The sequence below is a fragment of the Pseudomonas sp. S37 genome (genome assembly GCF_016658545.1).
Lineage (GTDB): Bacteria > Pseudomonadota > Gammaproteobacteria > Pseudomonadales > Pseudomonadaceae > Aquipseudomonas.
This window is the reverse complement of the sequence record NZ_JACVZC010000101.1, coordinates 1-25,004: the sequence shown is the minus strand read 5'-3', so window position 1 is coordinate 25,004 and position 25,004 is coordinate 1. Positions and strand designations below refer to the sequence as shown.

The window sequence follows — 25,004 nt, the reverse complement described above, 5'->3', positions numbered from 1 at the left end:
CCTTGACATGGTGGGGGTCGTTGGTTCGAGTCCAATTGTGCCTACCAAATCGAAGAAGGGGTGATCCGCAAGGGTCACCCCTTTTTTCATTTGTGCTTCATACGGCCCGATGGGCTGCTGCGCTGATCTTCCCGGCAACGCAGTCCCTTGTAGGAGCGGCCTCGTGTCGCGAAAGGGGGGCGAAGCGCCCCTCAATGCACAAATCTCCAAAGTTTTTGATTTTTCTGAAAAAACGCTTTACAGGTACGCATTCGATCACTAATATGCGCACCACACGACAGGCACATAGCTCAGTTGGTTAGAGCACCACCTTGACATGGTGGGGGTCGTTGGTTCGAGTCCAATTGTGCCTACCAAATCCCAGAAAGGGCGATCAGCAATGATCGCCCTTTCTGCATTCTCCCGCTAGAACACCTTCGGCAACCACAGGGCCAGCTGTGGGAAGGCGATCAGCAGCGCAATCAGTACCAACAGCGCCAGGCAGAACGGCAGTGCGCCGTACACCACATCCATGAAATTGCCACGGCCACGGATACTCTGCACCACGAACAGGTTCATGCCGAACGGTGGGGTGATCTGGCCCATTTCGCACAGTACGATCAGCACCACCCCGAACCAGAGTGGGTCAAAGCCCAGGGCAACGACGATCGGCACGATCAGCGGTGCCGTGGTGATCAGCATCGCCAGGGTGTCCATGAAGCAACCTAGCACGATATAGAACAGGATGATCGCCAGCAGCGTTGCCGTGGGTGACAGGTTCAGGTCGCTGACGAAGTTGACCAGGGTGGTGGTCAGCCCGATGGAAGCCAGCACGAAGTTGAGGAAGAACGCCGACAAGGTGATGAAGATGATCATGCCGGTGGTGCGCAGCGTGGCTTCGAAGGCCTGGCCCAGGCTCTGCCAGGTGAACGCCCGGCGCCACAGGCCCAGGCCCAGGGCGCTGAGCACGCCCAGTGCTGCCGACTCGCTGGCGGTGGCGAAGCCGCTGTAGATCGAGCCGATTACCAGGGCGAAGATGGCCAGTGGCGGCAGCAGGTCGGGGATGCAGGCCAGGCGTTCGGCCCAGCGGGTGTGTTCTTTGCGCCCACCCAGCTGTGGCCGCACCAGGCAGGCCAGAACGATCAGCGCGATGAACAGCAGGCTGAGGATGATGCTGGGAATGGTGGCGGCCAGGTACAGCTTGGGCACCGACACGTTGGCGATCAGGGCGAACAGGATCATGTTGATCGACGGCGGAATCAGGATGCCCAGTGTGCCGCCCGCAGCGATCGAGCCGAGGAACAGCGGCGCGTTGTAGCCCTTGCGTTGCTGCTCGGGGATGGCCAGGGTGGAAATGGTCGCGGCGGTGGCCACGCTGGAGCCACTGGTGGTGGCGAACAGTGCACTGGCGCCGATGTTGGAGTTCATCAGCCCGCCCGGCAGCCAGGACAGCCATTTCTCGACCGCCTGGTACATGCGCCCGGCCACGCCCGAACACACTAGCAACTCGCCCATCAGGATGTACAAGGGGATAGCTACCAGCAGGAACTCGGCGCTGGTGTTCCAGGCGATTTCGCCCATGGCGTTGCTTAACGGCAGGGTCGAGAACAGCTGCGACAGCGACATCCCCAGCAGGCCGACACTGACGGCGGCCGCCACGCTCAGTGCCAACAGGGCCAGCAGCAGGAACAGGGTAATGCTCAGCATGGCGTGTGCTCCTTGGGGGTGGCGACAGCGGGGCGCAGCTCTTCTTCGATTTCCTGCTCGACCGTGTTGATGCCGATCAGCGCACTGACCGCCCCCCAGCGCCCGCGCAACAACTGGCCCAGGCTGACCAGCGCCAGGCTCAGCAGGGTCAGGGCGAAGAACACGTAGCCGGCAAACCAGATGGCTTGCGGTATCCATTGCGGCACCTGCAGCGGGGTATTGGACACCGAGCGGAATTCGATGGAGTCCCACAGTACATTCCACGCATGGAAGGCCAGGGCGCCGACCAGCACGGCCATGCAAGCCAGGGCGAACAGGTCGAGGGCGACCCGCGGCTTGAGGCCAAGGCGGGCGTACAGGATGTCGACGCGGATGTGCGAGCGCTTCAGCAAGGTGACCGGGAATGCCCAGGCGCTGGTGATTGCCAGTACGTAGCCGGCGATTTCGTCGGCGCCGCCCATGGAAATGCCCAGTGTCTTGCGCAGGATCAGGTCGATGCCAATCAGCAGGGCACAACCGAGCAGGGCAAAGCCGCTTACCCAGGTGCTGGCCTTGGCGATGGTGGTGATAGCCGCCAGGCCGGAACGGGCCGTATTCATCACAGTATGCTCCGAGGGTAAGGGGTCATGGGGCCAGGCGCATGCCAATGGCACGGCCTGCGCTGGCATTCCATTGTTCGACACAGTCGGGGCCGCAACGCTTGCCCCAGTCGTTGGCGATCTGCAGCGCTGCCTGGCGCACGCGCTGCTGTTCCTGCGGGTCGGGTGCCGACGCGCGCATGTGCGCCGGTTGGTGAACCTGGCAATCGGCGCTGCCGACGTTGCAGGCCTTGGCGTAACGGTTTTCCCGGGCCGTCTCCTGCCACAGGGCGTCCTCCAGCACCTGCGACTGCGCCTGCAGCAATTGCTGCACGTCTGGCGGCAACTGCTGCCAGCGCTTCAGGCCGATGCCGTAGAAGCCGATCGACCAGTCCACCGGCAGGTCGTACAGGTAGCCGGCCACGTCGTACCACTTGGCGGCGTTGCCCGAGCCGATGCCGGTAATGGCGCAGTCGATGACGCCGGTCTGCATGGCGGTGACCACTTCGGCAAAGGGCAGGGTGACCGGGGCGGCGCCAATGGCCTTGACCAGCTCGGCCATGTTGCGCCCGCGGGTGCGAATTTTCCGGCCCTTGAGGTCGGCCAGCGATTGTACGGGGGCGCGGCAGAAGAACACCTGCGCGGTGTACGGCACGGTGGCCAATAGCTTGATGCCGTGGCGCTGGGCCATGCGCTGCGCCAACACCGGCTTGTAGGCGTCGGCAATGCGCCGGGCGGTGTCGATGTCGGCGGCCATGCCCGGCAGGTCGATGCCTTCGAAGCTGGCATCGTCACCGGCGACGAAGGCAAACACGCCCATGCCGATATCCACCGCGCCAAAGCGCATCAGGCGAATGATCTCGGGGCCTTTGAGGCCGCTTTCCGACAGCCCCAGCAACTGGGCGCTGACCTGGCCGTTGGAGGCGGCGGGCAAGGTGCGCGACCAGAATGGCTGTTCGACGGCGCGGAACGTGTAGTTGTGGCTACCGCCACCGATCACGTTGAAACGGGTTTGCGGGTAGTCCTGCGCCTGTGCGTCCGGGCTGCCCAATAGCGCGCCAAGCGCCAGCGGAATAAGCAGGGAGCTGAGCTTCACGGTAGTCCTCTTGTTGTTGTTCGGGAGCTACTTCGGGTGCGGGCGGCTGCTATTGGCGGGGGCGGGTCGCCGCGTCGATGGTCGAGCGCGAGCCGACGATATCGGGGAACTTCTCGCCCTTGGCCAGCCGCGCCAGGGTGTGCTTTTCGTTGCGCTGGAAGTCGATTGCCCGTTGCGCCAGTTCCACCACCTTGCCCGGGCGCAGGAAGACGATGCCGTTTTCGTCGGCGACCACGGCATCACCCGGGCGCACGATGACGCCGCCGCACTGGATGGCGGTACAGAACTCGCCTTCCTGGCCGATTACCCGCGTGGTGATGGCACTGGCACCGCGTGACCATACCGGTACGCCGTGTTCACGCAACTCGCCAAGGTCGGTGACATAACCGTCGACGATGATCCCCGCCACCCCGGCCTGCTTGGCGGCGTAGGCCATGGCCCCACCCAGCGCGGCGGTGATGCGTTCGCCGCAGCGGTCCACCACCAGGAAGTCGCCGGGTCGGGCGCAGCCCATGGCGTAATGCAGGATGCCGCCGTCATTGCCGGGCATGCGCACGGTCACGGCAGTGCCCACTGCCCGAACATCCTGCAAGTGCGCCTTGATGTCGGGGTGGGGAATACCGTGGGTAATGAAATGGCCGATGGTTGCCGGTTCGGCGTTTATCAGTATTTCAAGTTCGCCGGCGTTAACCGGGGTAGGCAGAGCTTCGATGATATACATAGGGAGTTGTTGTTATGCCGGATGCTTTTTCGAAGGGTTTCGGTCATCCTAACAAGCGCCCTGAACGGTCGATAATAAAAATCCGTAAGCAGTACCGGAGCAGTTTTTATCATGCGTATTACGCTGATGCAGATCGAGGCATTCTACTGGACCGCTCGCCTGGGTGGTGTGCACGCGGCCTCACGGCATCTTCACCTGACACAACCGGCAGTGTCGGCGCGCATCAAGGAAATGGAGTCGTTGCTCAGCGTCAAGCTGTTCGACCGCAGCAAGCAGCGCATGAGCCTGACCGCCGATGGGCACACGGCGTTGCGCCATGCCGAACTGGTGCTGAACAACAGCACGCAGCTGGAGCAGTTCGCCGCCCAGCAGAAACAGCACCGGCGCCTGCGCCTGGGCGCGGACGAGTGCTCGGCCATGGTCGGGCTGACGGCGGTGATCAGCGAGATAAAGGCGCACTTCCCGGAAATAACCCTGGAAATCACCATCGACGTGGGTGCGGCGCTAAACCGTAAACTGAATGATCACGAACTGGACATCGCCCTGCTGACCAACCCGGCCACACGCGAGGATGTGACCGATGTGTTCCTTGGCTGGATGACCTTTCAGTGGGTGGCGGCGCGGCACCTGGCAATTGCCGAGGGGCCGTTCCTGCCCCAGCAGGCCCGGCAGTACTCGATCGTGACCCACAGTGCGCCGTCGACGCTGTATTCGGTGGTAGACCGCTGGTTGAAGGAAAGCGGCTCGGCGAGCCATGCGTTTCATTCCAGCAATTCGCTGGCGTTCATTGCCAAGATGGTCTCGGCGGGGCATGCCATTGGCATTTTGCCCGTGCCGCTGATTCGCGACATGCTGGCGGTGGACATGTTGCAGACACTACCGTGCGACCCACCGATCCCGCCGGCGAAGTTCTGCCTTTCCTATTTGACCGAGCGCCCGGACATGCAACTGGGTGAGCTGGTTTCGATCATTCGGGCGACACTGGTCAAGCAGAACTTTCTGGTGGATTAGTTGCATGCGGTTGTATGGCCCCTGCAGGGGCGACGGCGCCGCACATGGCACCGGCTGCGCCGGTGTTCGCGGCTAAAGCCGCTCCCACAAGGGCCGCGTGAGCCCGTGTAGGAGCGGGTTTGCCCGCGAAGAAGCCAACACGGTGCTGCCACTGTACGCGGGACAAGTCGGATCGCCGCACCGCAGCTCCTGCAAGGCCCTGTCAGCAGCTCAGGTGAGTGCCTGTTTGACGGCGGCAATGTGCTGCCCCGCCTGGTTGAGCCAGGACAGGTCACTGCCCATCAGCAGCATGTCGCTGCCCATGTCCAGCAACCGCCCGGCGGTGACCCGGTCGGCCGGGAAGCACGGCACCATCACTTTGATCCCGCGCGCGTGGCACTTTTCGATCAGCACCTGCAGGCGCTGCAGTACCTCGGGGTTGCCCAACCGGTAGTCAACCGGCAGGCCGCGCGACAACGAGTAGTCGGCCGGGCCGAAGTGCACCGCATCGATCCCTTCGACATCCAGAATCTCATCGATGTTGTCGAAGAACTCGTAGCTCTCGGCCATGGGCACGATTACGCTGCGGGCGTTTTCTGCCTGGGTATAGCGCGCCCAGTCGAAACCAGGCCCGGCGAACCCGGCCGAACGCACCGAACTGTCGCCCCCGCGGCGGCCCAAAGGTGGGAACTTGCTGAAGTGGATAATCTGGCGCATCTGCGCAGCGTTGTGCACCTGCGGCACGATCACCCCGGCAGCGCCCATTTCCAGGGCCTTGCGGATGTCCCACTCCAGCGTGCCGCGCACCCGTACCAGGCTGGGGATGGCGGCGCTGCTGGCCGCCAGCAGCAGCTTTTCCATGTCGCGGTCCACGCCCAGTGCGGTGTGCTCGGCGTCGATGAAGACGAAGTCCAGCCCCCAGTTGCCGGCCACTTCGATGGCCATGCAGGCCGTGCTGTAGATGTTCATGCCGAAGGTGGTGCCGCGCGCCATGCGCGCCTTCAGCAAGGTGTGTGTGGTGCTCTGGTTCATGCTTGATGGCGCCTTGGGTCAGATGCGGTAGGTTTCGGGCAGCCGGTCGCGGAACGGGTGCACTTCGAACACGCCCGGGTCGCGGATCAGCGACTTGTTGCGGGCCTTGGCCAGGTCGATGTCGACGCTGTACACACCGTCCTCCAGGCCTGCGCGTACCAGAGTCTTGCCGGAGGGTTCGATGATGTGGCTGGTGCCGATGAACTGCATGCCTTCGTCCATGTCATTGCGGTTGGGGGCAACGAAATACACCATGTTCTCGGCAGCACGCACGGTGCTGAAAATGTCTGGCAGCATGCGCGCCTGCTCCGGCCAGGCGGCAGGCAGCACGACGATGTCGGCACCTTCCAGGGCCAGCGTGCGCACCACTTCGGGGAAGCGGATTTCGTAGCAGATCGCCAGGCCGATGCGGCCTATATCGGTGTCGAACACCGGCGGCGTCCATTCGCTGGGGCGGTCGGTGAAGCGGTCGCCGATCATGAACGGCAGGTGGCGCTTGCGGTGCAGGCCAATGATGCCCTGCGCGCCGATCAGCGCGGCGGTGTTGTACACCGAGCTGGCATGGCGCTCGTAGAAACCGACCACGATCAGGATGCCGGTTTGTGCCGACACGTCCAGCAGCGGCGCCAGGGCGTCGAGGGTGATGGCGCCGCGCTCGAGGTCTTCACGGCTGTCGAAGGCGCCCCCGGTGATCAGGCATTCGGCAAAGGCGATCAGCCGCGAGCCCTCGGCAGCGGTCTGGCGGGCCAGGCTGGCCACCTTGTCGAGGGTAAGGGCCGGGTTGCCGGCCACCGGGTGAATCTGGGCTACGGAAATTTTCATGCTGTTCCTTGTTGGCAGTTGAAAGGCGCCGCAGTGCGCGGCGCGAAGGCGTCACTGTGGCTGGTAGCCCATGGCCTGGTAGACCTTGCTGACCAGTTCGGGGTTGATCTGTGCCGCGTACTTGTCGACCACGGGGCGGATTTTGGCCTGGATGCGCGCCACCTCTTCGGGTGGCAGTTCATTGACCTGCATGCCCGCGCCTTGCAGGTCGGCGATGGCCTTGCTGTCTGCCTCGCGGGAGATGCGCCGTTGCTCCAGGCGCACCTCCTGGGCGACCTCGCTCAGCAGTTGCTGCTCGTCCGGGTTGAGGCTGTCCCAGAAGGTCTTGCTGATCAGCACGATCTGCGGGTTGTAGTTGTGCCGGGTCAGGCTCAGGTACTTCTGCACCTCATTGAAGCGCGAGGCGAGGATCAGCGCCGCGGGGTTTTCCTGGCCGTCCACGGTGCCGGTCTCCAGTGCCGTGTGCACTTCGGTGAAGGGCAGCGGCGTCGGGTTGGCACCCAGTGCCGCCCACACGTCGAGGAACAGCGGCGATTGCTGGGCGCGAATCTTCAGCCCGGCGATGTCTTCGAGCTTTTGCACCGGCCGCGCATTGTTGGTCAGGTTGCGCTCGCCCAGCTCCCAGAACGCCAGGCCCACCAGGTTCTTTGGCGGCAGCTGGTCAGTGAGCAGCTTGCCCACTTCGCCATCGAGCATGGCATCGACCTTGGCGGTGTCGGTGTACAGGAACGGGAAGTCGAGGATGCCGAAGTCGGTGACATGGTTGAGCATCAGCCCGGCATTCCAGGTCATCATTTCCACCACGCCCCCCTGCAGCGATGACAGCACCTGCACATCACCCCCCAGCACCCCGTTGGGGAAGGTGCGCACCTTGATCTTGCCATCGCTGCGTTCCTGCACTTTCCTGGCGAACAGTTCCATGCCGATGGCGGGTGGCGTGCCTTTGGGGCTGGTAGCGGCAAACTTGATGACGCGGCTGTTGTAATCGGCGGCCATGCTCAAGCTGCTGGACAGCAACAGGGCGGCGATGACGGCGAGTTTCTTCATGGTGGGTACCTTTATTGTTATTGGGGGATCAATGCCCGAACCACTGGGCGGGGACAGTGACCAGCTCGGGGAAGATGACCAGCAGGAACAGCACGATGATCTCGGCGATCAGGAACGGGAACGTGCCCTTGAGCAGCGCCTCGTAGCGCATGCGGCCGATGCCGCAGACCACGTTGAGCACCGTGCCCACCGGCGGGGTGATCAGGCCGATCGAGCAATTGATCATGAACAGCACGCCGAAGTAGATCGGGTCGATGTTCGCCGCGGTCACCACCGGCACCAGGATGGGCGCAAGTAGCAGCACGGTGGGGGTGAGGTCCATGACCATGGAAATCACCAGGATCAGCAGCATCAGCACCACGATCAGCAGGCGCGGGTTGTCCATCACCGGCTGGATCAGGTCGATGATCTGCCCGGGGATATCGGCGATGGTGATCATCCACGCCGGGATCGAGGCGGCAGCCACCAGGAACATCACGGCCGCAGTGGTCTTGCCGGCGCGCAGCAGCAATTCGTTGAGCGACTTGAGGCTGAGCTCGCGGTAGATGAACGACGACACCAGCAGGGCATAGACGCTGGCCACCGCACCGGCCTCGGTCGGGGTGACCACACCAAAGCGCAGGCCAACCACGATGATCACCGGCAGCATCAGCGCCCAGAAACTGTCGACCAGGGCCTTGAGGCGCTCTTTGCCGCTGGCCTTGGGGCTCAGTTCCACCTCATTGTTGCGCCGCGACATCAGCCACCAGGCCACCACCAGGGCGGCGGCGATCATCAGGCCCGGGGCGATGCCGGCGAGGAACAGCTTGGTGATCGACAGCCCCGACGCCACACCAAGAACGACGAAACCGATGCTCGGTGGAATGATCGAGCCAAGCACCGACACCGACGCAATCAAGCCTCCGGAGCGGTCGCGGTTGTAGCCGGCGATAACCATCATCGGCAGCAGCAGGGCAGTCAGTGAGGCAGCGTCGGCCAAGGCCGAGCCGGACAGGCTCGACAGCAGTACGCCGGCAAAGATGGTGACGTAGCCCAGGCCGCCGCGCAGGTGGCCGACCAAGGTGATGGCGAGCTTGATGATGCGCTTGGACAGGCCGCCGCTGTTCATCACTTCACCGGCAATGATGAACAGCGGGATGGCCAGCAGCGGGAAGCTGCCGGCCGAGTTGATGATGTTCTGCGCGATGATCTGGCCATCGAACAGGCCCAGCAGCCACATCAGCGCCACGCCGCAGAGGATCAGGGCATAGGCGATGGGGGCGCCGATCAGGATGGCGGCCATCAGCACGCCGACGAAGACAGACAGGGCCATTATTCGACTGCTCCATCATTGACCGAAGGTTCGCCCGGGGCGGGCGCGGGGAGGGTGCCCATGAGGTTGCGCACCAGCTGGGTGCAGATCAGCAGCGCACTGAGGATGGAAAAGACCAGGCCTGCGCCATAGAACAGCGCCATGGAAATGCCTGTGGAGGGTGCACCGACATGCAGGTTGATCAGGGTCTGCTTCCAGCTGCCGTCAAGGAACAGCCAGGTCACGTAGAGCATCAGCAGTTGGGTTAGTGCCAGCAGGCAGCGGGCCACACCGGGCGAGACGCGGCGGGTGACGATGTCCACGCCGATGTGGCCGTTTTCGTGCAGCATCAGCTGCGCGCCGGCAAACACCAGCCAGACAAACGCCAGGCGGGAAATTTCTTCACTGAAGAACAGCCCTGAGTTGAAGCCGTAGCGCAGCACCACGTTGGTGAAGATCAGGCAGGTGATGCCGACCAGGCAAGCCACCACCAGCGTTTTGAGGATGACGAAGTAGCCATCGACCAGGGCTTTCATGGCGCCTCCTGGGGCAGGGCAGCCCAGCAAGCGCCTGAAGCGCCTGGTGCGATCATGCGGATGCGGGCATCCACCTGTATGTGTGAGCGGGACATGGGATCACCTTTATTATTATTCGACATACGTCGTCGTATGACTGTCTGGATTCTTCAACGAAACGGCCGCTTTGCGCTGCCTCAAGTTTTTTATCAGCGGGATAAGAAATGGCGATCAGCGATGCTGCTAACGGTTGTTGTCCGATGACTCGGTTGCAAGGTGTAACGTATGGTCGCGGTCCCTGCGCAGGGTGGGCATGCTAGAATCCGGCCCTTCGAATCTGGAGGTACACGCGTGCGCAAACTGGCTGTGGTAATGGCAGTGCTCGCCCTGGCGGGCTGTGAGAACGAGGTCGAGGGCGTGCACAAGCAGGTGGCCGAACACCTGCACAACCCCAAGACGGCCAAGTTCGGCAACGTGCGGATCGACACCCAGGGCACCATCTGCGGTCAGGTCCGCGGCAAGGACGACGCCGGGCAGTACGAGGCCTACCGGAGCTACGTGGCGATCAAGCGCGATGGCCAGTACGACATCATTGTCGATGACACTGGCAACAACCTGCGCATCCGCGAGCTGTGCGGCGGTGCCGACCTGCAGCGCCGTGCCGACGCCCTGGCCGACCAGCCGGCCCCCGAGGGCTGGGATGTGGAAGTGGTACAGGGCGCCAACATGGGCGCACTCAGCGACATGACTGCACGCCTGATCGAGAAGGGCATCCCGTCGTCGGTGGAGTACCGCGATGGCAAGCCGGTGGTGCTGATGGGGCCGTTCCCCACCCGTGAAGAGGCGCAGGCGCGCCGGGATGAAGTGATGGCCAAGCTGGGGACCGACTCGGTGGTTATCCAGCATGGCGTAGCGCGCTAACTCCAGCCCCAACGCAAGGCCGCTCTCATAGAACTGCACATGACTCATTGAGTTAGCAGGGACACTGTGCGGCTTCAGCCGCGAACACCGGCGTAGCCGGTGCCATACACCGCGTTGAATTCTTCGCGGCTAAAGCCGCTCCCACAGGGTATGCGGACCGCTTGCGAATTCAGTGCTCTGCGCGATCCCCCACAAAGAAAGCGTCTGCAGTTCGGTTACGCGCGAGATAGACACTGTTCACCCAACTTTGGCTATGCTTGGGTTGGGAGATGCTGAACGGGGGGAACCTCATGTCTACACTGGAGCGGGCCATTGCCGTGGCCGCCAGGGCGCATGAAGGGCAATACGACAAGGGTGGGGCGGCTTATATCCTCCACCCGCTACGCGTGATGATGCGGGTTGCCACACCTGAACAACGGATTGTCGCGGTGCTTCACGATGTGATCGAAGACACCCCGTTGACCCTGTCCGACCTGGCGCGGGAGGGCTTCGCGCTGAAAATCCTTGCCGCCTTGCTGGCACTTAGCCGCCGCGAGGGCGAGGCCTACCAGGACTTCGTGGTGCGCCTGGGCGATGACCCGTTGGCGCGCACGGTCAAGCTGGCCGACCTGGCCGACAACAGCGACCTTACGCGCATCCCTTGCCCAGGCCCCGCCGACCTGGCGCGGCTGGCCCGTTACCGGGAAGCCAGCGCGTACCTGCAGGCATTGGCCTGAGGCTCAGCCGCAGGCCTTGAGGTTGACCGGCCCGACAAATTCGTTACCGCGCCCCATCACACAGGCCACCCGCTGGTTGCGCTGCTGCTCCCAGGCTTGTGGCGGGTAGGTCTTGTTCCAGGCCTCGAACAACTGGCGGTCCTGCCTGGACAGGCGCAGGTTGTACTGCTTGCTCATGTAGAAGTAGGTGCGCGCGATCATGCCGCGGATCGACGGGCGTGGCATGACCTTCTTGGCCTTGAAATCGACCTGGGTCAGGCAACTGCCATACTGCCCGCGCTGCTCGGGCAGCCAGCCGAAACTGAAGTTGCTGCGGTCGCCGTTGACCTCGCCGATGCTCGGCACCAGGTTGTGCAGGTCGGCCTCGGCGCGCTTGTACACTTCGTCATGCTGCGAGCACTGCTTGCGCCCGCCGCTTTGCCAGCACTGGCGCTGGTGGCCGATCTGCCAGGCCGGCACGATGTGCTCCCACTCGATGCGCGCAGCGCGCTGGGCACTCTTGCGCGGGGTATAACCGCAGGAGGCCAGGTCGACCTTGTTGCCTTTGTATTTGCAGCCGCAATAGAACTCGGTCGATTGCGGTGCATACAGTTTCCAGGCGACCTTCTTGGCCTCCTGGAAGGTGCGCGGCGCATCGGCTTGCACAAGTGGGGCAGTCAGTAGCAGGCAGGCAGCAGCGAAAAGCGAAACTCTCATGCGTGGTCAGTCTTCCTTCGGCACAGTCCAGAAAACCTGCACGCCGCCGTCATCACGGTGGGCGAGGGTAACGTTGTCGTTTTCGGCGATTTCCTCAAGCAGGGTTTCCCAGTCGTCCTGGCTTTCCTGTTCCAGGCGGAAGATCAGCGCCGCACGGCTGCGCTGGGCGGTTGGGCTGTTGATGATCTTCTGGATGCGGACACCCAGCTGTTCATAGCTGCTCGGGGTAGCGGAGGCGGTGCTGGACACAGGAATTTCCTTGTTGTGCTGTATGCGCATACAGTATTTCACTGTAAGTAATTTCGCAACAGCTTGTCAGGCAAAAACTGCACTCAGGCCTGAGCAGTTTTATCCAGCGTGTGCCACAGGCTTTTCATCGTCGGGTTCTGGTTCAACAGCGAGCAGTACGAGCGGATCTCCAGGCGCGTGCTCCATTCGGCACCACCGGCTTGTACCAGCAGGCCTCTTTCCAGCTCATCGTGCACGGCGCTGTAGGGCAGCCAGGCCACGCCGTAGCCTTCCACCGCCATGCGCACCAGCAGCATCGCCATGTCTGCTTCATAGCAGCGCTCCAGCGGTGCACTTTCTGGCGCATTGCGGATAACCACGTCTGCCACTTTGCCGAGGAATGTCGTGGCCGTATAGGCCAGATGCGGTATGGGCCGGGTGCTGGCTGCAAGCCGAAACAGCGGCTGGCCGCGCGCGTCGGGGGCACACACCGGGATGAACGCGTCATGCCCCAGCGCCAGGCTGGCGAAGCGCTCGGGGTCCAGCGAGATCGGCGTGAGCGGGTGGTGGTAGACAATCATCAGGTCGCAACTGCCTTCTTCAAGGGCGATGACCGCATCGTTGATGTTGGCGGCCACCACCCGGGCATTGAAGCGTTCATTGTGCTGCTGGAACTGGCTAAGCCATTTCGGCAGAAAGGTCATCGAAAGGCTATGCGCCGCGGTGATCTGGATCGAGCGCCCGGGCATGCGCTTGACGTCCCTCAGGTTGGCCCGCAGTGCCAACAGTGCGGCCAGCGCCTGGCGCGATTCATCACAGAAGGCCTGGCCGGCGGGGGTGAGTTGCACCGGGTAGGTGGCACGATCAACCAGCTCGACACCCACCCATTCTTCCAGCGAGCGGATTCTGCGCGAGAGGGCGGACTGGGTAACGCAACGTACTTCGGCGGCGCGCGAGAAATTCTTGCACTCGGCAATCGCCAACAGGTCGTCCAGCCACTTGATTTGCATCGCTTGTCTCCTCCACCAGGCCCTCAGTGTAAGCGGCTTCGGGGAAGCGCCGACAGCAATGCCTTGAAACTATTCCGAAAACGCATAGGGCCAGCCTTTTTACTCATCAAGTTGTACTGGGCGTGGCGATAAACTTGCCCCTGTCCCGGCTAGATAAGCCGGTGTGCCTTGTCTTTTATTCAACTCCTGCCAAGTAGAAGAAAGAAAAAATCACTTGAGGAAACCGTCGTGAAAAACAATAAGCTTCCGCGCCGAATTGCCATGGGTATTGCCCTGGGCATCATCGTTGGTTGGGCATGTCATCATTTCGCAGGAAGCGAGCAGGCGGCGAAAGATATCGCCGCTTACTTCAGCATGGTGACCGACATCTTTCTGCGTTTGATCAAGATGATCATTGCACCGCTGGTGTTCGCCACACTGGTGGGCGGCATCGCCAGCCTGGGCAATTCGGGCGCGGTCGGGCGCATCGGCTTGCGCGCCATGGCCTGGTTTGTCTGCGCTTCAGCCATTTCGTTGGCGATTGGCATGGCCTTGGTCAACCTGTTCGAGCCCGGGGCTGGCTTGAACTTGCAGGTGGCACAGCACGCCGATGCCGCCGCCGTTGTGGTGAATACCGGTGACTTCAGCCTCAAGGTATTTATCAGCCATGTATTCCCGCGCAGTATTGCCGAGGCAATGGCCAATAATGAAATACTGCAAATTGTGGTGTTCTCGTTGTTCTTCGGTTTTGCCTTGGCGGGCGTCAGCCGCGCGGGGAATACGAAAGTGGTCGATTGTATCGATGAACTGGCCAAGGTCATGTTCCGTATCACGGACTATGTCATGGCGTTTGCGCCGGTCGGGGTGTTTGCCGCTATCGCTTCGGCAATTACCACCCAAGGCCTAAGTTTGTTACTCGACTATGGCAAGCTGATCGCCGAGTTCTACCTTGGCATACTGCTGCTGTGGGCGGTGCTGTTCGCGGTGGGTTACCTGTTCCTGGGCAAGCCCGTGTTTACCCTGGGCAAGCTGATTCGCGAGCCGGTGTTGTTGGCGTTTTCTACCGCCAGTAGCGAGGCGGCCTACCCGAAAACCATGGAGGCGCTGGAAAAGTTCGGCGCACCCAAGCGCGTATCCAGTTTCGTCCTGCCGCTTGGCTACTCGTTCAACCTTGATGGCTCGATGATGTACCAGGCATTCGCCATCATGTTCATCGCCCAGGCCTACAACATCGACCTCAGTTTCACCCAGCAGGTGCTCATCCTGCTGACGCTGATGATCACCAGCAAGGGCATGGCCGGGGTCGCACGGGCCTCGGTGGTTGTGGTGGCGGCGACCTTGCCGATGTTCAACCTGCCAGAAGCCGGCCTGCTGCTGATCATCGGTATCGATCAGTTCCTCGACATGGCGCGTACCGCCACCAACGTGGTGGGCAACAGCATTGCCACGGCGGTGATCGCCAAGACGGAGTCACAGGCTGAGCCGGATCAGGCGTACGAGGCCACGGTTCAACCGTCCACCCATGACCGCCCCGTAACGGTCGCCTGAGGAGTTTGCGCATGAAGCCGAACAAGGCAGCATCTGAGCCTAGCCATTCGCACAAGATCGGCATTGTCGGCGGGCTTGGCTCGCTTGCCGGTGGCGACCTGTTCTACAAGCTTGTGAGGTCGCGGGCCGTGCTGGAGGACCAGGGGCGTTTTCATTTCCTGCTGGAGCAACATCCGTTCAAGGATCTGCTGCTGCCGCTGGATGCCAACGCGAGCATGAATTCGCGCAAGTTCTATGTGTTCGAAGTATGCCGCTCGTTCGAGGCAAGCGGCGTGGATGCAATCATGCTGCCGTGCTTTGCCAGCCAGACGTTTCGCGCAGAAATCCAGGATGAGCTGGGCATACCCGTGCTGGACATGATGCAAGCCCTGGTGCAGCACATTCGCCAGATTGCCGAACCGGGCAGCACACTCGGCGTGCTCGCTTCGGACTACGTGCGCCATTCCGGGCTCTTCGAGCGGGCGTTAGGCGCCCACTATCATCTGGTGTACCCCGATGAACAGGCCCAGGCGGCACTGATGCAGGCCATGTACGGGCGCAGCGGCATCAAGGACGGGCACCTGGAGGGGGTGCCGCTGGAGTCGGTGTACCAGGCCTGCCTGTCCGTGCAGGCCCAGGGCGCAAGCCATGTTGTACCCGGAATGACAGAGCTTTCCCTGGTAAGCGCCGACTTGCAGCGCCGTGGCATTGCGGCACTTGATATCAACGACCTGTACGCCACGTTTGCCACGCAAGGCGCCAGCGCCCCGCGTGAGTTGCCGTTCAAGCTGGGTATTGTCGGTGGCGTCGGCCCGGCAGCCACGGTTGATTTCATGGGCAAGGTCGTTGCCAGCACCCCCGCAGGCCGTGACCAGGACCACATCAAGATGGTGGTCGAGCAGAACCCGCAAATTCCCGATCGCACGGCCAACCTGCTGAACGATGAAGCCGACCCGACCATGGCCATGTACGCCACTTGCAAGCGCCTGGAGAGTGCGGGCGCCAATGCAATTGCCATCCCGTGCAATACCGCGCACGCGTTTGTCGAGCGTATCCAGGAGCACTTGCGCGTGCCGATCGTCAACATGCTTACGCAGACCATCGACTGGATCAAGCAACGCTATGGCTCTGACAGGACGGTGGGCCTGCTGGCCACATCGGGCACTGTCGCCAGCCAGGTCTACCACCAGGCCGCCAACCGAGCAGGCCTGGAAGTGATGGTGCCGGCCGCGGATTACCAGCGGCTGGTCATGGAGGCCATCTACGGTGAGCGCGGCATCAAGGCGGGCTTCACCGAAGGGCTGTGCCGGGACCAGCTGCTGGTCGCCGTAGAGCATCTTGTGCAGGCGGGGGCCGAGGTTGTGTTGCTGGGCTGCACCGAGTTGCCGCTGGTCCTTGGCCATTGCGATGCCTTTGAGCTGCAAGGCAGGACGGTCGCACTGGTGGACCCTACCCTGATCCTGGCGCGCAGTTGTGTAGCGCTGGCGCACAAGGTGCCAGCCCATAAAGACGTGCAGGGCAGGGCATAGGGCGCGCAGGCTTTACCCTGGCTGTGGCGGCGCTGTGGTGCCGCGCACGATCAGCTCGACCGGCAGGCACTCACTCTGTGGTGGCTGCCCACTGCGGATCCACTGCAGCAGGGTGTCGGCCGCACGCTGGCCAAGCTCGTAGGTCGGCAACAGCACGGTCGTGACACCGGGGGTAACCTGGGCGGTGAGGGGCAGGTTGTCGCAGCCGACGATGGACAGGTCGGCCGGTACGTTCAAACCCAGTGCCTGGGCTTCGAACAGGCAGCCTACGCTGAGCACATCGTTGCCGCAGAACACTGCAGTTGGCCGTTCGCTCAAGCGCAACAACTGGTTGAGCCCGGCCCGGCCACCCTCGAAGCCGAACGGTTGCTCGACGATGTTGCCGTCCGGCAGTGTGCAACCGGCGCTGGCCAGGGTTTCGCGAAAGCCCGCCAGGCGCGCCCGAGCCCGATCATTATGGCGGAAGAAGCCAGAGATCACGCCCATGCGTCGATGCCCCAGGCGCAACAGGTGCTCGGCGGCCAGCTGGCCGATGCGGTAGTTGTCGAACCCCAGCGACGGCTGGCCAGGGTGGCTGGCCCAGGTCACCAGCAGCCGCACATCATGTGACCGTACCATTTCCCAGACTTGCGGCGAGTGATCGGCGCCCACCAGCACCAGGCCATCGATGGCCTGGCCAAGCAGCGCGCGCACCAGTTCCAGTTCGGCGCTGGGGTTGTACTCGTGGGTAGCCAGCAGCAACTGGTAACCCTGGTTGGCCAGAGTGGTCTGCAGGCCTTGCACGGCGCGGGCGAAAATCGCGTTGTCGAGCGTTGGCATGATTGCACCGATGGTGCGTGCACGCCCCGAGGCCAGTGCCCGGGCCGAGCCGTCGGGCAGGTAGCCGAGGCGTTCGATGGCATGCTGGATTTTCTCGCGGGTGTCGGCGCGCACTAACTGCGGGTTGGACAACGCACGGGACACCGTGGCGGGGGAAACCCCGGCCAGGGCGGCTACATCGTGCAGGCGTGGGCGTGAAGTCATGGCGGTCTGGCATCGGAGTAGTACCAGACAATATAACCATTCGGCACTTTTTTCCCAGCTTTCTTGACCTGCTTCCGGCGGCAGCTACTTTGAATGAAAGCGCTTTCATTTCTTTGCATGAAACCTTGCCGGAGACGCCATGACCATCACTTACCTCAAGCAGGCCAGCAAAACCGCCGATGACAACACCGCCGAAGCACAGCGCGTGGTTACCGACATGCTCGACGATATCCAGCGCCGCGGCGAACACGCCGTGCGCGACTATGCACGCACGCTGGACAAGTGGCAGGGCGATATCGTGCTCAGCGACGCCGAGATCGATCGGCGTACCGCGCAGGTGCCCAAGCGGGTGCGTGACGACATCGATTTTGCCGCGCGCCAGGTGTATGAATTTGCCTGCGCCCAACGCCGCTCGATCGAAGACCTGGAGGTGACGCTGCCGTCGGGCGTGATTGCCGGCCAGCGGGTGGTGCCGGTAAATGTGGTTGGCTGTTACGCACCGGCCGGGCGCTATGCGCATATTGCGTCGGCGTACATGGGCGTGGCCACGGCCAAGGCGGCCGGGGTCAAGACCATTCTGGCGTGCTCCAGCCCGTTTCTCGGCGAGAGCATCCACCCGTATGTGCTGTATGCCTTCAAGTCGGCCGGTGCCGACGTGATCATGACCCTTGGCGGGGTGCAGGCCATCGCCACCATGGCCTACGGCTTGTTCAGCGGCAAACCGGCCGATGTGGTGGTCGGGCCGGGCAACAAGTTCGTTGCCGAGGCCAAGCGCAGCTTGTTCGGCAAGGTGGGCATCGATGTGTTCGCCGGGCCGTCGGAGGTGGCGGTCATTGCCGATGACAGCGCCGATGCCGCCATTGTCGCCAGTGACCTGGTGGGCCAGGCCGAGCACGGCCACGAGTCGCCGGCCTGGCTGTTTACCACCTCGCGCAGCTTGGCCCAGGCGGTGATGGCCAAAATTCCGCAACTGATCGAGGCCCTGCCGCCGGTAGCCCGCGATGCCGCCTTCTGCGCCTGGCGCGACTATGGCGAAGTAATTGTATGTGACAGCCGTGAAGAGCTAGTGGAGGTGTCCGATCGCTATGCCAGCGAGCACCTGGAAGTGCATGCGCACGACCTGGGTTGGTGGCTGGACAACCTGACCTGCTACGGCTCGCTGTTCCTCGGTGAAGAAACCACCGTGGCCTTCGGCGACAAATGCAGCGGGCCGAACCACGTGCTGCCGACCAAGGGTGCGGCCCGCTACTCTGGAGGGCTGTCGGTGCACAAGTTCCTCAAGACCCTGACCTGGCAACGCATGCCTCGCGAGGCGGTGCGCCAGATCGGCCAGGTGACCGCGCGTATCTCGCGCCTGGAGGGCATGGAGGCGCACGCCCGTACGGCAGATGATCGCCTGGCCAAGTACTTCCCCGACGAGCGTTTCGACCGCGGTGAGCCTGTGACCCGCTGACGTCATCGGGCTTGCCCTTCACCCATAACCGCCCTGGCGTTGGCCCGGGCGACAGGAGTGTTTCATGAACCCGGCAACACTGTTTGATTTGCACGGCCGCACCGCGCTGGTGACAGGGGGCGGCAGCGGTATCGGCGCACTGATGGCCGAAGCACTGGGTGCCGCAGGCGCACGCGTGGTGTTGATGGCGCGGGGCGAAGCGGCCTTGCAGCAACAGGTCACGCACCTGCAACAGCGGGACATCGAAGCGAGCTACCGCTGCTGTGACCTGACCTGCGTCGACAGCTTGCAGGCGGCGGCGCGGGCGCTCGGTAGGGTGGACATCCTGATCAATGCCGCGGGCGTCAACCGCCGCGAACCGTTCGAGCAGGTCAGCCCGCAAACCTGGGATGAGCAACTGACGCTGCATTTGAAAGCGCCATTCTTCCTGGTACAGGCGCTGGCCCCGGGCATGGCCGAGGCCGGTTGGGGGCGCATCATCAACATCGCCTCGTTGCAGTCCAGCCGGGCCTTTGCGGACAGCGCGCCGTATGGTGCCGGCAAGGGCGGCATCGTCCAGCTCACCCGGGCGATCGCCCAGCGCTGGTCGCGCCATGGCATCACCTGCAATGCCATCGGCCCTGGCTTCTTCCCCACTGCGCTGACCGCCCAGGTGTTCGCCGACCAGGGGTTGGCCCAGCGCCATGCCGAGCGCACCTGCATCGGGCGCAACGGCCAGCTTGAAGACCTGGCAGGTGCCACGTTGTTCTTTGCCAGCAATGCCAGCAGCTATGTCACCGGCCAGACGTTGATGGTCGATGGCGGCTACACCGCCAACTAACCCGGCCCGCCCAGTGGGCGGCCACAACCGGTTCGACCGTGGAGATAACAACAATGACTTCCACTGCGCCTGCCTCATCCAACCTGCGTCGCGCCACGATTTCCAGCGTGCTTGGCTCGGTAATCGAATGGTATGACTTCTTCCTCTACGGCGTCGTTGCCGGCCTGGTGTTGAACAAACTGTACTTTCCTGCCGACGATCCGTTGATCTCGGTGTTGCTGTCCTATGGCGTGTTCGCCGTGGGTTTTATCGCCAGGCCAGTAGGCGGCATCGTCTTCGGCCATTTCGGCGACACCCTGGGCCGCAAGAAGATGTTGATCATCACCCTGGCCCTGATGGGCGGGGCGACAGTGGTCATCGGCCTGATCCCGACCTATGAGCAGGTCGGCGTGCTGGCGCCGATCCTGCTGCTGGCCTGCCGCATCTTCCAAGGCATTGGCCTGGGTGGCGAGTGGGGCGGTTCGGTGCTGATGACTTACGAATCGGCACCGCCCGCCCGCCGTGGCTTCTACGCCAGCCTGCCGCAGATTGGCATGTCGCTGGGCCTGGTGAGTGCCTCGGGGGTGATCGGCCTGCTGTCCTGGTTGCTGACCGACGAGCAGTTCATGAGCTGGGGCTGGCGCTGCGCTTTCCTGCTGAGCGGCGTGTTCGTGCTGCTGGGCAGCTACATCCGCACCCACGTCAGCGAAACCCAGGACTTCAAGCAGGCGCAGCCCAAGGCCGCTGGGCAGACACGCCAGGCGCTACCGATCGTGCTCATGTTGCGCCGCTACCCGCGGATGATCTTCGCCTGCATGGGCGCGCGCATGATTGACGGGGTGTTCTTCAACGTGTTCGGCGTCTATTCGCTGAATTACCTCACGCAATCGCTGAACCTGCCGCGCACCAGTGCACTGGTCGGGATCATGCTCAGCGCCTTGCTGATGAGTTGCTTCATTCCGTTCTGGGGCCATGTGGCCGACCGTGTCGGCAAGGCCCGGGTGTATGGCAGCGGGGCGCTGCTGTCGGCGCTGTCGGTGTTCCCGGCGTTCTGGGTGATGCATAGCTTTCCGGGGCAGCTGGCGCTGGTCTGGCTGGCGATCATCATCCCCTTCGGTATTTTCCATGCTGCCGTGTTCGGCACCATGTCGTCGCTGTTTTCCGAGTGCTTCGACGCCTCGGTGCGCTACACCGGCATCTCGTTCGTGTACCAGGTGGCGGGGGTGTTCGCCGGGGGCATGACGCCGATCATCGCTGCGCTGCTGACCGGTCTGAACGCCGGCAACCCTTGGTTGCTGTGCAGCTATGTGCTGGGCATCGGCCTGCTCAGTGCCTGGTGTGCCCGCTGGATTGGCCGGCACCAGGCACTGAGCATGGCCGAACCCGCTTTTGCACCCGCCACGGCGCGTTAAGGCGCCGCTGCAAGCACAACAACAAAGGAGATGCCATGAAAGCGCTTGTCTATACGCAACCCCTGCAGATGCAGTTGCAAGAGCGGCCTTACCCCGAGTTACAGGACGGGGAGGTGATCATCAAGGTGGCAGCTGCCGGTATCTGTGGTTCGGACCTGCATGCTTTCCACGGTCACGACCCGCGCCGCCAGCCGGGCCTGGTGCTGGGCCACGAACTGGCGGGCGTGGTGGTGGAGAGCGCCGCCCCGCGCCTGCAGGAGGGCCAGCGAGTCACGGTAAACCCGTTGATAACCTGCGGCGATTGTGAATATTGCCGAGGCGGGCGCGATAACCTGTGCGCCAACCGTAGCATGATCGGCATGAGCCGGCCGGGGGCGTTTGCCGAGTACCTGGCGATACCTGCTGCGTCGGTTATCCCCATTCCTGACGGCTTGTCGATGGTTGAGGCAGCAATTACCGAACCTGCGGCTACCGCACTGCATGCCATCAACTTGTCCATGCGTGTATTGGCGCGGCCTTTGCCGGAGTTGCGCACACTGGTGATTGGCGGCGGCGCGGTGGGGCTGCTGGCGGCCTTGCTGTTGCGCAGCTATGGCTGCCGGCGGGTGAGCATGGCCGAGGTCAACCCGTTGCGCCGTGAGTCGGCCCGCTTGCATGCCGGCTGTGAGGCATTCAACCCGCTGGAAACCTGTGCAGCGGCCAATGCCTTCGACTACGTGATCGATGCGGTGGGGACGAAGGCCACCCGTGATGCTGCGCTGGAAGCGGTCAAGCCGGGCGGGGTGATCATGCACATTGGCTTGCAGGACTGGGCCAGCGAGATCGACATGCGCAAGTTGACCCTGGCTGAGGTTTCGTTGCTGGGGACCTACACCTACAGCATGGCCGACATGCATGCCACGGTGCGGGCGCTGGAGGAGGGAGCGTTTGGTGAGCTGGGCTGGGTCGAGACGCGAGGGATGAGCGAGGGCGCGCGGGCGTTCAGTGATCTGCATGAACAGCGCACCGCGGCCGGCAAGCTGGTGTTGTTGCCGGGTGCCTGATGTTTGTTTTCTGCCTGAGCGACCCTGGGGCTGCTGCGCAGCCCTTTCCGGCCGGCCCGGCGCCTGTAGGAGCGGCTTCAGCCGCGAACACCGGCGTAGCCGGTGCCATCCACCGCGTCGCCCGCTTCGCGGCTAAAGCCGCTCCTACAACGACCGCGCTGGCCTCAGGCTCACGCGGTCCCTGTAGGAGCGGCTTCAGCCGCGAACACCGGCGCAGCCGGTGCCATGTACCAGGTTGGCTTCTTCGCGGGTGAACCCGCTCCCACAGAAACCAGGGTCTTCAGCTCAAACGCAGCCCTGCAGCCTGTCCAGCAACGCCTGCGGCACTTCGATGAAATCACCGCGCACCTGCCGTTCACGTATCCGCCGTTGCCCCGGCAAACGCACACCCGGTTGCGCCAGCATCGCCGCGAACAACGCCTCGACATGCGCCAGATACCCCGCCGCAAAACGCTGTGGGTCGATCAGCAACAGCAAGTGCGCCACCCCCGGTGCATCCCCCTGGGCATCGAAGAACGAACTGGCCTGGAAACCGAAATGGCTACCGGTCAGGCCCGCCGTCAGCAGCTCGACCATCAACGCCAGCGCAGCACCCTTGGCATCGCCCATCGGTACCATGCTGCCCGCCAATGCCGCGGTGGGGTCGGTGGTGTCATGACCGGCACGATCGATCGCCCAGCCAGGCGGGATCGTCGTGCCGGCCTGTTTGGCCAGCATCACCTTGCCACGGGCAACCTTGGACAGCGACAGGTCGATGACCACCGGGTCGGCATTCAGCCGTGGCGAGGCGAAGGCAATGGGGTTGGTGCCGAACAGCGGGGTGTGCCCACCCCAGGGCGCCATCGCCGCCGGCGCATTGCTCAATGCCAGTGCCAGCAAGCCCTCGCGTGCCGCCCGCTCAACCGGTTGCCCGGCAACGCCGAAATGGTGCGAGCGGCCGATCGCCAGCGCTGCGATGCCCAGCCGGCGTGCCGTGGCCATGGCCGGGCCGAGGCCGGCATCGATCGCCGCGAACGCCAGGCCATGGCGGGCGTCGACACGCACTAGCGCGCCGTCGACCTGTACATCGGGCAGCGCCGTGGCGTCGACTTTGCCGGTTGCCATCTGCTCCAGGTAGAAGGGCAAGCGCGACAGGCCATGGGAGGGCAGGCCTTCGCACTCGCCCTGCACCAGGGCCTGCGCGCAACTGAGTGCAGTGGTTTGCGGCATGCCGGCCTTACGCAGCGCCTGCATGGCCAGGTCATGTGCATGACGCACGCTGATTTGCACAGTCATTGGTAGCGCCTTCATTGATAGCTCCTTGCAAAAGGCTTCAGGACTTTTTCTGCGACAGGTTCAGCGGCGCCGGCTCAAGTGTCGGCACGCGGCCAGGGGCGGCCAGCTCGGCGCGGGCCTGGGCCAGGTCAAGCTTGCCCTCCCAGCGGGCAATGGCCAGGGTGCCGACCACGTTGCCCATCATGTTGGTCAGCGCGCGCACCTCGTTGAGAATACGGTCGATGCCCAGGATCAGGGTGATTGCCGCCACCGGGATGATGTCGTGGCTGGCCAGCGTTGCAGTCAGCACGATCAGCGCCGCGCCGGCCACCCCGGCACCCCCTTTCGAGGTGATCAGCAGAATCACCAGCAGGCTCAGCTGCTGGCCCCACGACAAGTCGATGTTCAATGCCTGGGCGAGGAACAACGAGGACATGGTCAGGTAGATGGCCGCGCCGTCGAGGTTGAACGAGTAGCCGGTTGGCAACACCAGCCCGATCACCGACTTGTCGCAACCCAGGCGTTCCATTTTCTGCATCAGCCGCGGCAGCACCGACTCGGTGGTGGATGTGCCCAGCACAATCAGCAACTCCTCGCGGAAGTACTTGATCAACGACCAGATGTTCACCCCGCAGGCAAAACTGATCGAGCCGAGGACAATGCCGATGAACAGCAAGCTGGTGACGTACAGGCAGACGATCAGCAAGCCCATCTGCTGCAGGGCACCGATGCCGTACTTGCCGATGGTAAAGGCCATGGCACCGAAGGCGCCGATCGGTGCCAGCCACATGATCATGCCGACGATGCGCATCAGCGTTTCACCCAACTGCTCGATCACCCGCGCGGCCAGCCGGCTGCGCCTGGACATGCCGGACAGCGCCACACCGAACAGCACCGAGAACAACAGCACCTGCAGCAGGTTGCCGCTGGCGAAGGCGCCGACCACCGAGTTGGGAATCAACTGGGTCAGCAGGCTGGACGACTCCTGGGCATGCACCTGGTCCAGGTACTGCGACATGGCGCCGCCGTCGAGGCTGGCCGGGTCGATGTTCATGCCGGCACCGGGCTGCACCAGGTTGGCGATGATCATGCCCAGCAGCAATGCCAGGGTGGTCACGATCTCGAAGTACATGAAGGTCTTGAAGCCGACCTTGCCCAGTTCCTTGAGGCTTTCCATACGGGCGATGCCGATGGCAACGGTGCAGAAGATCACCAGGGTGATAAGCATCTTGATCAGGCGGATGAAGGTATCGCCCAAGGGCTTCATCTCCACCCCGAGTGCGGGCCAGCAATAGCCGAGGGCAATGCCGGCGATCAGGCCGATGACCACCTGGACATACAGGTTCTTGAGAATTTTCACGGGTGTTTCTCCATAAGCGGATACCCCACGCCAATCACGCTGATCAGGGTAGGGGAGCAGGTTCGGTTCGTGTGCGTGACACGGGGGCGGTCAGGACGGTCGTCGTGGCTGCAGGGGCTTGGGGAGAAACGCCGGAGGGGATGCGGGAGCAGGGCAGAGCGGTTTCATGAAGGTCTCCATTTATGGTTGTTGTGAGACGTACTTCTTGAACGCAGGCAGGAAAAGCGGCGGTGGCCCGGGCAGGCAACGGCGCCGCCGGGGAAGGGGGTTCGTCCA

The 25,004-nt window shown here is 63.2% G+C and carries 24 protein-coding genes and 1 tRNA gene; 10 read left to right on the top strand and 15 right to left on the bottom strand.

Annotated elements, in window-relative coordinates:
- Positions 1-279: 279 nt before the first annotated feature.
- A tRNA-Val gene (locus tag IAE39_RS22985) sits at positions 280-356 on the top strand.
- Positions 357-405: 49 nt separating this feature from the next.
- Here the strand turns inward: IAE39_RS22985 and IAE39_RS22980 are convergent.
- From IAE39_RS22980 to IAE39_RS22965, 4 genes are read right to left on the bottom strand one after another with little or no spacing between them, the layout of a single operon-like run.
- A complete protein-coding gene (locus IAE39_RS22980) occupies positions 406-1,686 on the bottom strand; it encodes a TRAP transporter large permease (protein WP_201206825.1) in 1,281 nt (426 codons plus the stop codon).
- Positions 1,680-2,285 (bottom strand): TRAP transporter small permease subunit, encoded by a 606-nt coding sequence (locus tag IAE39_RS22975; protein WP_201206824.1) that lies wholly within the window; start codon positions 2,283-2,285, stop codon positions 1,680-1,682. The genes IAE39_RS22980 and IAE39_RS22975 overlap by 7 nt, the downstream gene beginning before the upstream one ends.
- A 25-nt stretch (positions 2,286-2,310) precedes the next feature.
- On the bottom strand, positions 2,311-3,360 hold the full coding sequence (locus tag IAE39_RS22970; protein WP_201206823.1) for a TRAP transporter substrate-binding protein: 1,050 nt from the start codon (positions 3,358-3,360) through the stop codon (positions 2,311-2,313).
- A gap of 49 nt (positions 3,361-3,409) precedes the next feature.
- Complete coding sequence (locus IAE39_RS22965) at positions 3,410-4,081, bottom strand: RraA family protein (protein ID WP_201206822.1); 672 nt, start codon at positions 4,079-4,081, stop codon at positions 3,410-3,412.
- 111 nt (positions 4,082-4,192) lie between these two features.
- On the opposite strand from IAE39_RS22965, the gene IAE39_RS22960 reads away from it, so the two are divergent.
- Positions 4,193-5,092 carry a LysR family transcriptional regulator gene (locus tag IAE39_RS22960; RefSeq protein WP_201206821.1) on the top strand — a complete coding sequence of 300 codons (900 nt, stop codon included), beginning with the start codon at positions 4,193-4,195 and terminating at the stop codon, positions 5,090-5,092.
- Between the two features lie 210 nt (positions 5,093-5,302).
- On the opposite strand, the gene IAE39_RS22955 is transcribed toward IAE39_RS22960, so the two are convergent.
- The 5 genes from IAE39_RS22955 to IAE39_RS22935 are packed head-to-tail and all read right to left on the bottom strand — an operon-like array spanning position 5,303 to position 9,799.
- Entirely contained in the window at positions 5,303-6,103 is an 801-nt protein-coding gene (locus IAE39_RS22955) for an HpcH/HpaI aldolase family protein (protein ID WP_201206820.1), read from the bottom strand.
- Between the two features lie 18 nt (positions 6,104-6,121).
- Positions 6,122-6,925 carry a carbon-nitrogen hydrolase family protein gene (locus tag IAE39_RS22950; protein ID WP_201206819.1) on the bottom strand — a complete coding sequence of 268 codons (804 nt, stop codon included), beginning with the start codon at positions 6,923-6,925 and terminating at the stop codon, positions 6,122-6,124.
- 51 nt (positions 6,926-6,976) lie between these two features.
- Positions 6,977-7,972: a TRAP transporter substrate-binding protein gene (locus IAE39_RS22945; RefSeq protein ID WP_201206818.1), complete on the bottom strand. Its 996-nt coding sequence runs from the start codon at positions 7,970-7,972 to the stop codon at positions 6,977-6,979.
- Positions 7,973-8,000: 28 nt separating this feature from the next.
- Complete coding sequence (locus tag IAE39_RS22940) at positions 8,001-9,284, bottom strand: TRAP transporter large permease subunit (protein ID WP_201206817.1); 1,284 nt, start codon at positions 9,282-9,284, stop codon at positions 8,001-8,003.
- Complete coding sequence (locus IAE39_RS22935; RefSeq protein WP_201206816.1) at positions 9,284-9,799, bottom strand: TRAP transporter small permease; 516 nt, start codon at positions 9,797-9,799, stop codon at positions 9,284-9,286. Before IAE39_RS22935 ends, IAE39_RS22940 begins: the two co-directional genes overlap by 1 nt.
- Before the next feature lie 330 nt (positions 9,800-10,129).
- On the opposite strand from IAE39_RS22935, the gene IAE39_RS22930 reads away from it, so the two are divergent.
- Together IAE39_RS22930 and IAE39_RS22925 are read left to right on the top strand one after the other, a co-directional pair.
- Entirely contained in the window at positions 10,130-10,699 is a 570-nt protein-coding gene (locus tag IAE39_RS22930; RefSeq protein ID WP_201206815.1) for an SPOR domain-containing protein, read from the top strand.
- Between the two features lie 290 nt (positions 10,700-10,989).
- Positions 10,990-11,415: a GTP pyrophosphokinase gene (locus tag IAE39_RS22925; protein WP_201206814.1), complete on the top strand. Its 426-nt coding sequence runs from the start codon at positions 10,990-10,992 to the stop codon at positions 11,413-11,415.
- A gap of 3 nt (positions 11,416-11,418) precedes the next feature.
- Here IAE39_RS22925 and IAE39_RS22920 read toward each other — a convergent pair whose 3' ends face one another.
- From IAE39_RS22920 to IAE39_RS22910, 3 genes are all read right to left on the bottom strand, one after another.
- On the bottom strand, positions 11,419-12,111 hold the full coding sequence (locus IAE39_RS22920; protein WP_201206813.1) for an endonuclease: 693 nt from the start codon (positions 12,109-12,111) through the stop codon (positions 11,419-11,421).
- Positions 12,112-12,117: 6 nt separating this feature from the next.
- A complete protein-coding gene (locus IAE39_RS22915; RefSeq protein ID WP_201206812.1) occupies positions 12,118-12,360 on the bottom strand; it encodes a DUF1654 domain-containing protein in 243 nt (80 codons plus the stop codon).
- 83 nt (positions 12,361-12,443) lie between these two features.
- Positions 12,444-13,349, bottom strand: coding sequence for a LysR substrate-binding domain-containing protein (locus IAE39_RS22910; RefSeq protein WP_201206811.1), 906 nt, complete (start codon positions 13,347-13,349; stop codon positions 12,444-12,446).
- A 228-nt stretch (positions 13,350-13,577) separates the two neighbouring features.
- Between IAE39_RS22910 and IAE39_RS22905 the strand changes: the two genes are divergently transcribed.
- A complete protein-coding gene (locus IAE39_RS22905) occupies positions 13,578-14,876 on the top strand; it encodes a dicarboxylate/amino acid:cation symporter (RefSeq protein ID WP_201206810.1) in 1,299 nt (432 codons plus the stop codon).
- A gap of 11 nt (positions 14,877-14,887) precedes the next feature.
- Complete coding sequence (locus tag IAE39_RS22900; RefSeq protein WP_201206809.1) at positions 14,888-16,384, top strand: aspartate/glutamate racemase family protein; 1,497 nt, start codon at positions 14,888-14,890, stop codon at positions 16,382-16,384.
- A gap of 12 nt (positions 16,385-16,396) precedes the next feature.
- Here the strand turns inward: IAE39_RS22900 and IAE39_RS22895 are convergent, their stop codons facing one another.
- Positions 16,397-17,407 (bottom strand): LacI family DNA-binding transcriptional regulator, encoded by a 1,011-nt coding sequence (locus tag IAE39_RS22895; protein ID WP_201206808.1) that lies wholly within the window; start codon positions 17,405-17,407, stop codon positions 16,397-16,399.
- 139 nt (positions 17,408-17,546) lie between these two features.
- On the opposite strand from IAE39_RS22895, the gene hisD reads away from it, so the two are divergent.
- The 4 genes from hisD to IAE39_RS22875 all read left to right on the top strand — a co-directional run bounded on the left by hisD (position 17,547) and on the right by IAE39_RS22875 (position 22,114).
- Positions 17,547-18,860 (top strand): histidinol dehydrogenase, encoded by a 1,314-nt coding sequence (hisD, locus tag IAE39_RS22890; RefSeq protein ID WP_201206807.1) that lies wholly within the window; start codon positions 17,547-17,549, stop codon positions 18,858-18,860.
- 64 nt (positions 18,861-18,924) lie between these two features.
- The gene (locus tag IAE39_RS22885; protein ID WP_201206806.1) at positions 18,925-19,680 is read left to right on the top strand and encodes an SDR family NAD(P)-dependent oxidoreductase; all 756 of its coding nucleotides are present in this window, start codon (positions 18,925-18,927) and stop codon (positions 19,678-19,680) included.
- Positions 19,681-19,733: 53 nt separating this feature from the next.
- The gene (locus tag IAE39_RS22880; RefSeq protein WP_201206805.1) at positions 19,734-21,071 is read left to right on the top strand and encodes an MFS transporter; all 1,338 of its coding nucleotides are present in this window, start codon (positions 19,734-19,736) and stop codon (positions 21,069-21,071) included.
- Positions 21,072-21,106: 35 nt separating this feature from the next.
- Positions 21,107-22,114: an alcohol dehydrogenase catalytic domain-containing protein gene (locus IAE39_RS22875; protein ID WP_201206804.1), complete on the top strand. Its 1,008-nt coding sequence runs from the start codon at positions 21,107-21,109 to the stop codon at positions 22,112-22,114.
- A 285-nt stretch (positions 22,115-22,399) separates the two neighbouring features.
- On the opposite strand, the gene IAE39_RS22870 is transcribed toward IAE39_RS22875, so the two are convergent.
- Both IAE39_RS22870 and dctA read right to left on the bottom strand, forming a co-directional pair.
- Positions 22,400-23,389 (bottom strand): Ldh family oxidoreductase, encoded by a 990-nt coding sequence (locus tag IAE39_RS22870; RefSeq protein ID WP_201206803.1) that lies wholly within the window; start codon positions 23,387-23,389, stop codon positions 22,400-22,402.
- Between the two features lie 37 nt (positions 23,390-23,426).
- Positions 23,427-24,728, bottom strand: a complete 1,302-nt coding sequence (gene dctA, locus IAE39_RS22865; RefSeq protein WP_201206801.1) for a C4-dicarboxylate transporter DctA — start codon at positions 24,726-24,728, stop codon at positions 23,427-23,429.
- Positions 24,729-25,004: the final 276 nt, after the last annotated feature.

Coding starts and splice junctions, on each gene's coding strand:
- hisD (WP_201206807.1), top strand. CDS start 17,547: ATGACCATCACTTACCTCAAGCAGGCCAGCAAAACCGCCGATGACAAC.
- IAE39_RS22895 (WP_201206808.1), bottom strand. CDS start 17,407: ATGACTTCACGCCCACGCCTGCACGATGTAGCCGCCCTGGCCGGGGTT.
- IAE39_RS22940 (WP_201206817.1), bottom strand. CDS start 9,284: ATGGCCCTGTCTGTCTTCGTCGGCGTGCTGATGGCCGCCATCCTGATC.
- IAE39_RS22935 (WP_201206816.1), bottom strand. CDS start 9,799: ATGAAAGCCCTGGTCGATGGCTACTTCGTCATCCTCAAAACGCTGGTG.
- IAE39_RS22975 (WP_201206824.1), bottom strand. CDS start 2,285: ATGAATACGGCCCGTTCCGGCCTGGCGGCTATCACCACCATCGCCAAG.
- IAE39_RS22980 (WP_201206825.1), bottom strand. CDS start 1,686: ATGCTGAGCATTACCCTGTTCCTGCTGCTGGCCCTGTTGGCACTGAGC.
- IAE39_RS22880 (WP_201206805.1), top strand. CDS start 19,734: ATGACTTCCACTGCGCCTGCCTCATCCAACCTGCGTCGCGCCACGATT.
- IAE39_RS22925 (WP_201206814.1), top strand. CDS start 10,990: ATGTCTACACTGGAGCGGGCCATTGCCGTGGCCGCCAGGGCGCATGAA.
- IAE39_RS22920 (WP_201206813.1), bottom strand. CDS start 12,111: ATGAGAGTTTCGCTTTTCGCTGCTGCCTGCCTGCTACTGACTGCCCCA.
- IAE39_RS22965 (WP_201206822.1), bottom strand. CDS start 4,081: ATGTATATCATCGAAGCTCTGCCTACCCCGGTTAACGCCGGCGAACTT.
- IAE39_RS22945 (WP_201206818.1), bottom strand. CDS start 7,972: ATGAAGAAACTCGCCGTCATCGCCGCCCTGTTGCTGTCCAGCAGCTTG.
- IAE39_RS22955 (WP_201206820.1), bottom strand. CDS start 6,103: ATGAACCAGAGCACCACACACACCTTGCTGAAGGCGCGCATGGCGCGC.
- IAE39_RS22950 (WP_201206819.1), bottom strand. CDS start 6,925: ATGAAAATTTCCGTAGCCCAGATTCACCCGGTGGCCGGCAACCCGGCC.
- IAE39_RS22875 (WP_201206804.1), top strand. CDS start 21,107: ATGAAAGCGCTTGTCTATACGCAACCCCTGCAGATGCAGTTGCAAGAG.
- IAE39_RS22885 (WP_201206806.1), top strand. CDS start 18,925: ATGAACCCGGCAACACTGTTTGATTTGCACGGCCGCACCGCGCTGGTG.
- IAE39_RS22870 (WP_201206803.1), bottom strand. CDS start 23,389: ATGACTGTGCAAATCAGCGTGCGTCATGCACATGACCTGGCCATGCAG.
- IAE39_RS22900 (WP_201206809.1), top strand. CDS start 14,888: ATGAAGCCGAACAAGGCAGCATCTGAGCCTAGCCATTCGCACAAGATC.
- IAE39_RS22910 (WP_201206811.1), bottom strand. CDS start 13,349: ATGCAAATCAAGTGGCTGGACGACCTGTTGGCGATTGCCGAGTGCAAG.
- IAE39_RS22960 (WP_201206821.1), top strand. CDS start 4,193: ATGCGTATTACGCTGATGCAGATCGAGGCATTCTACTGGACCGCTCGC.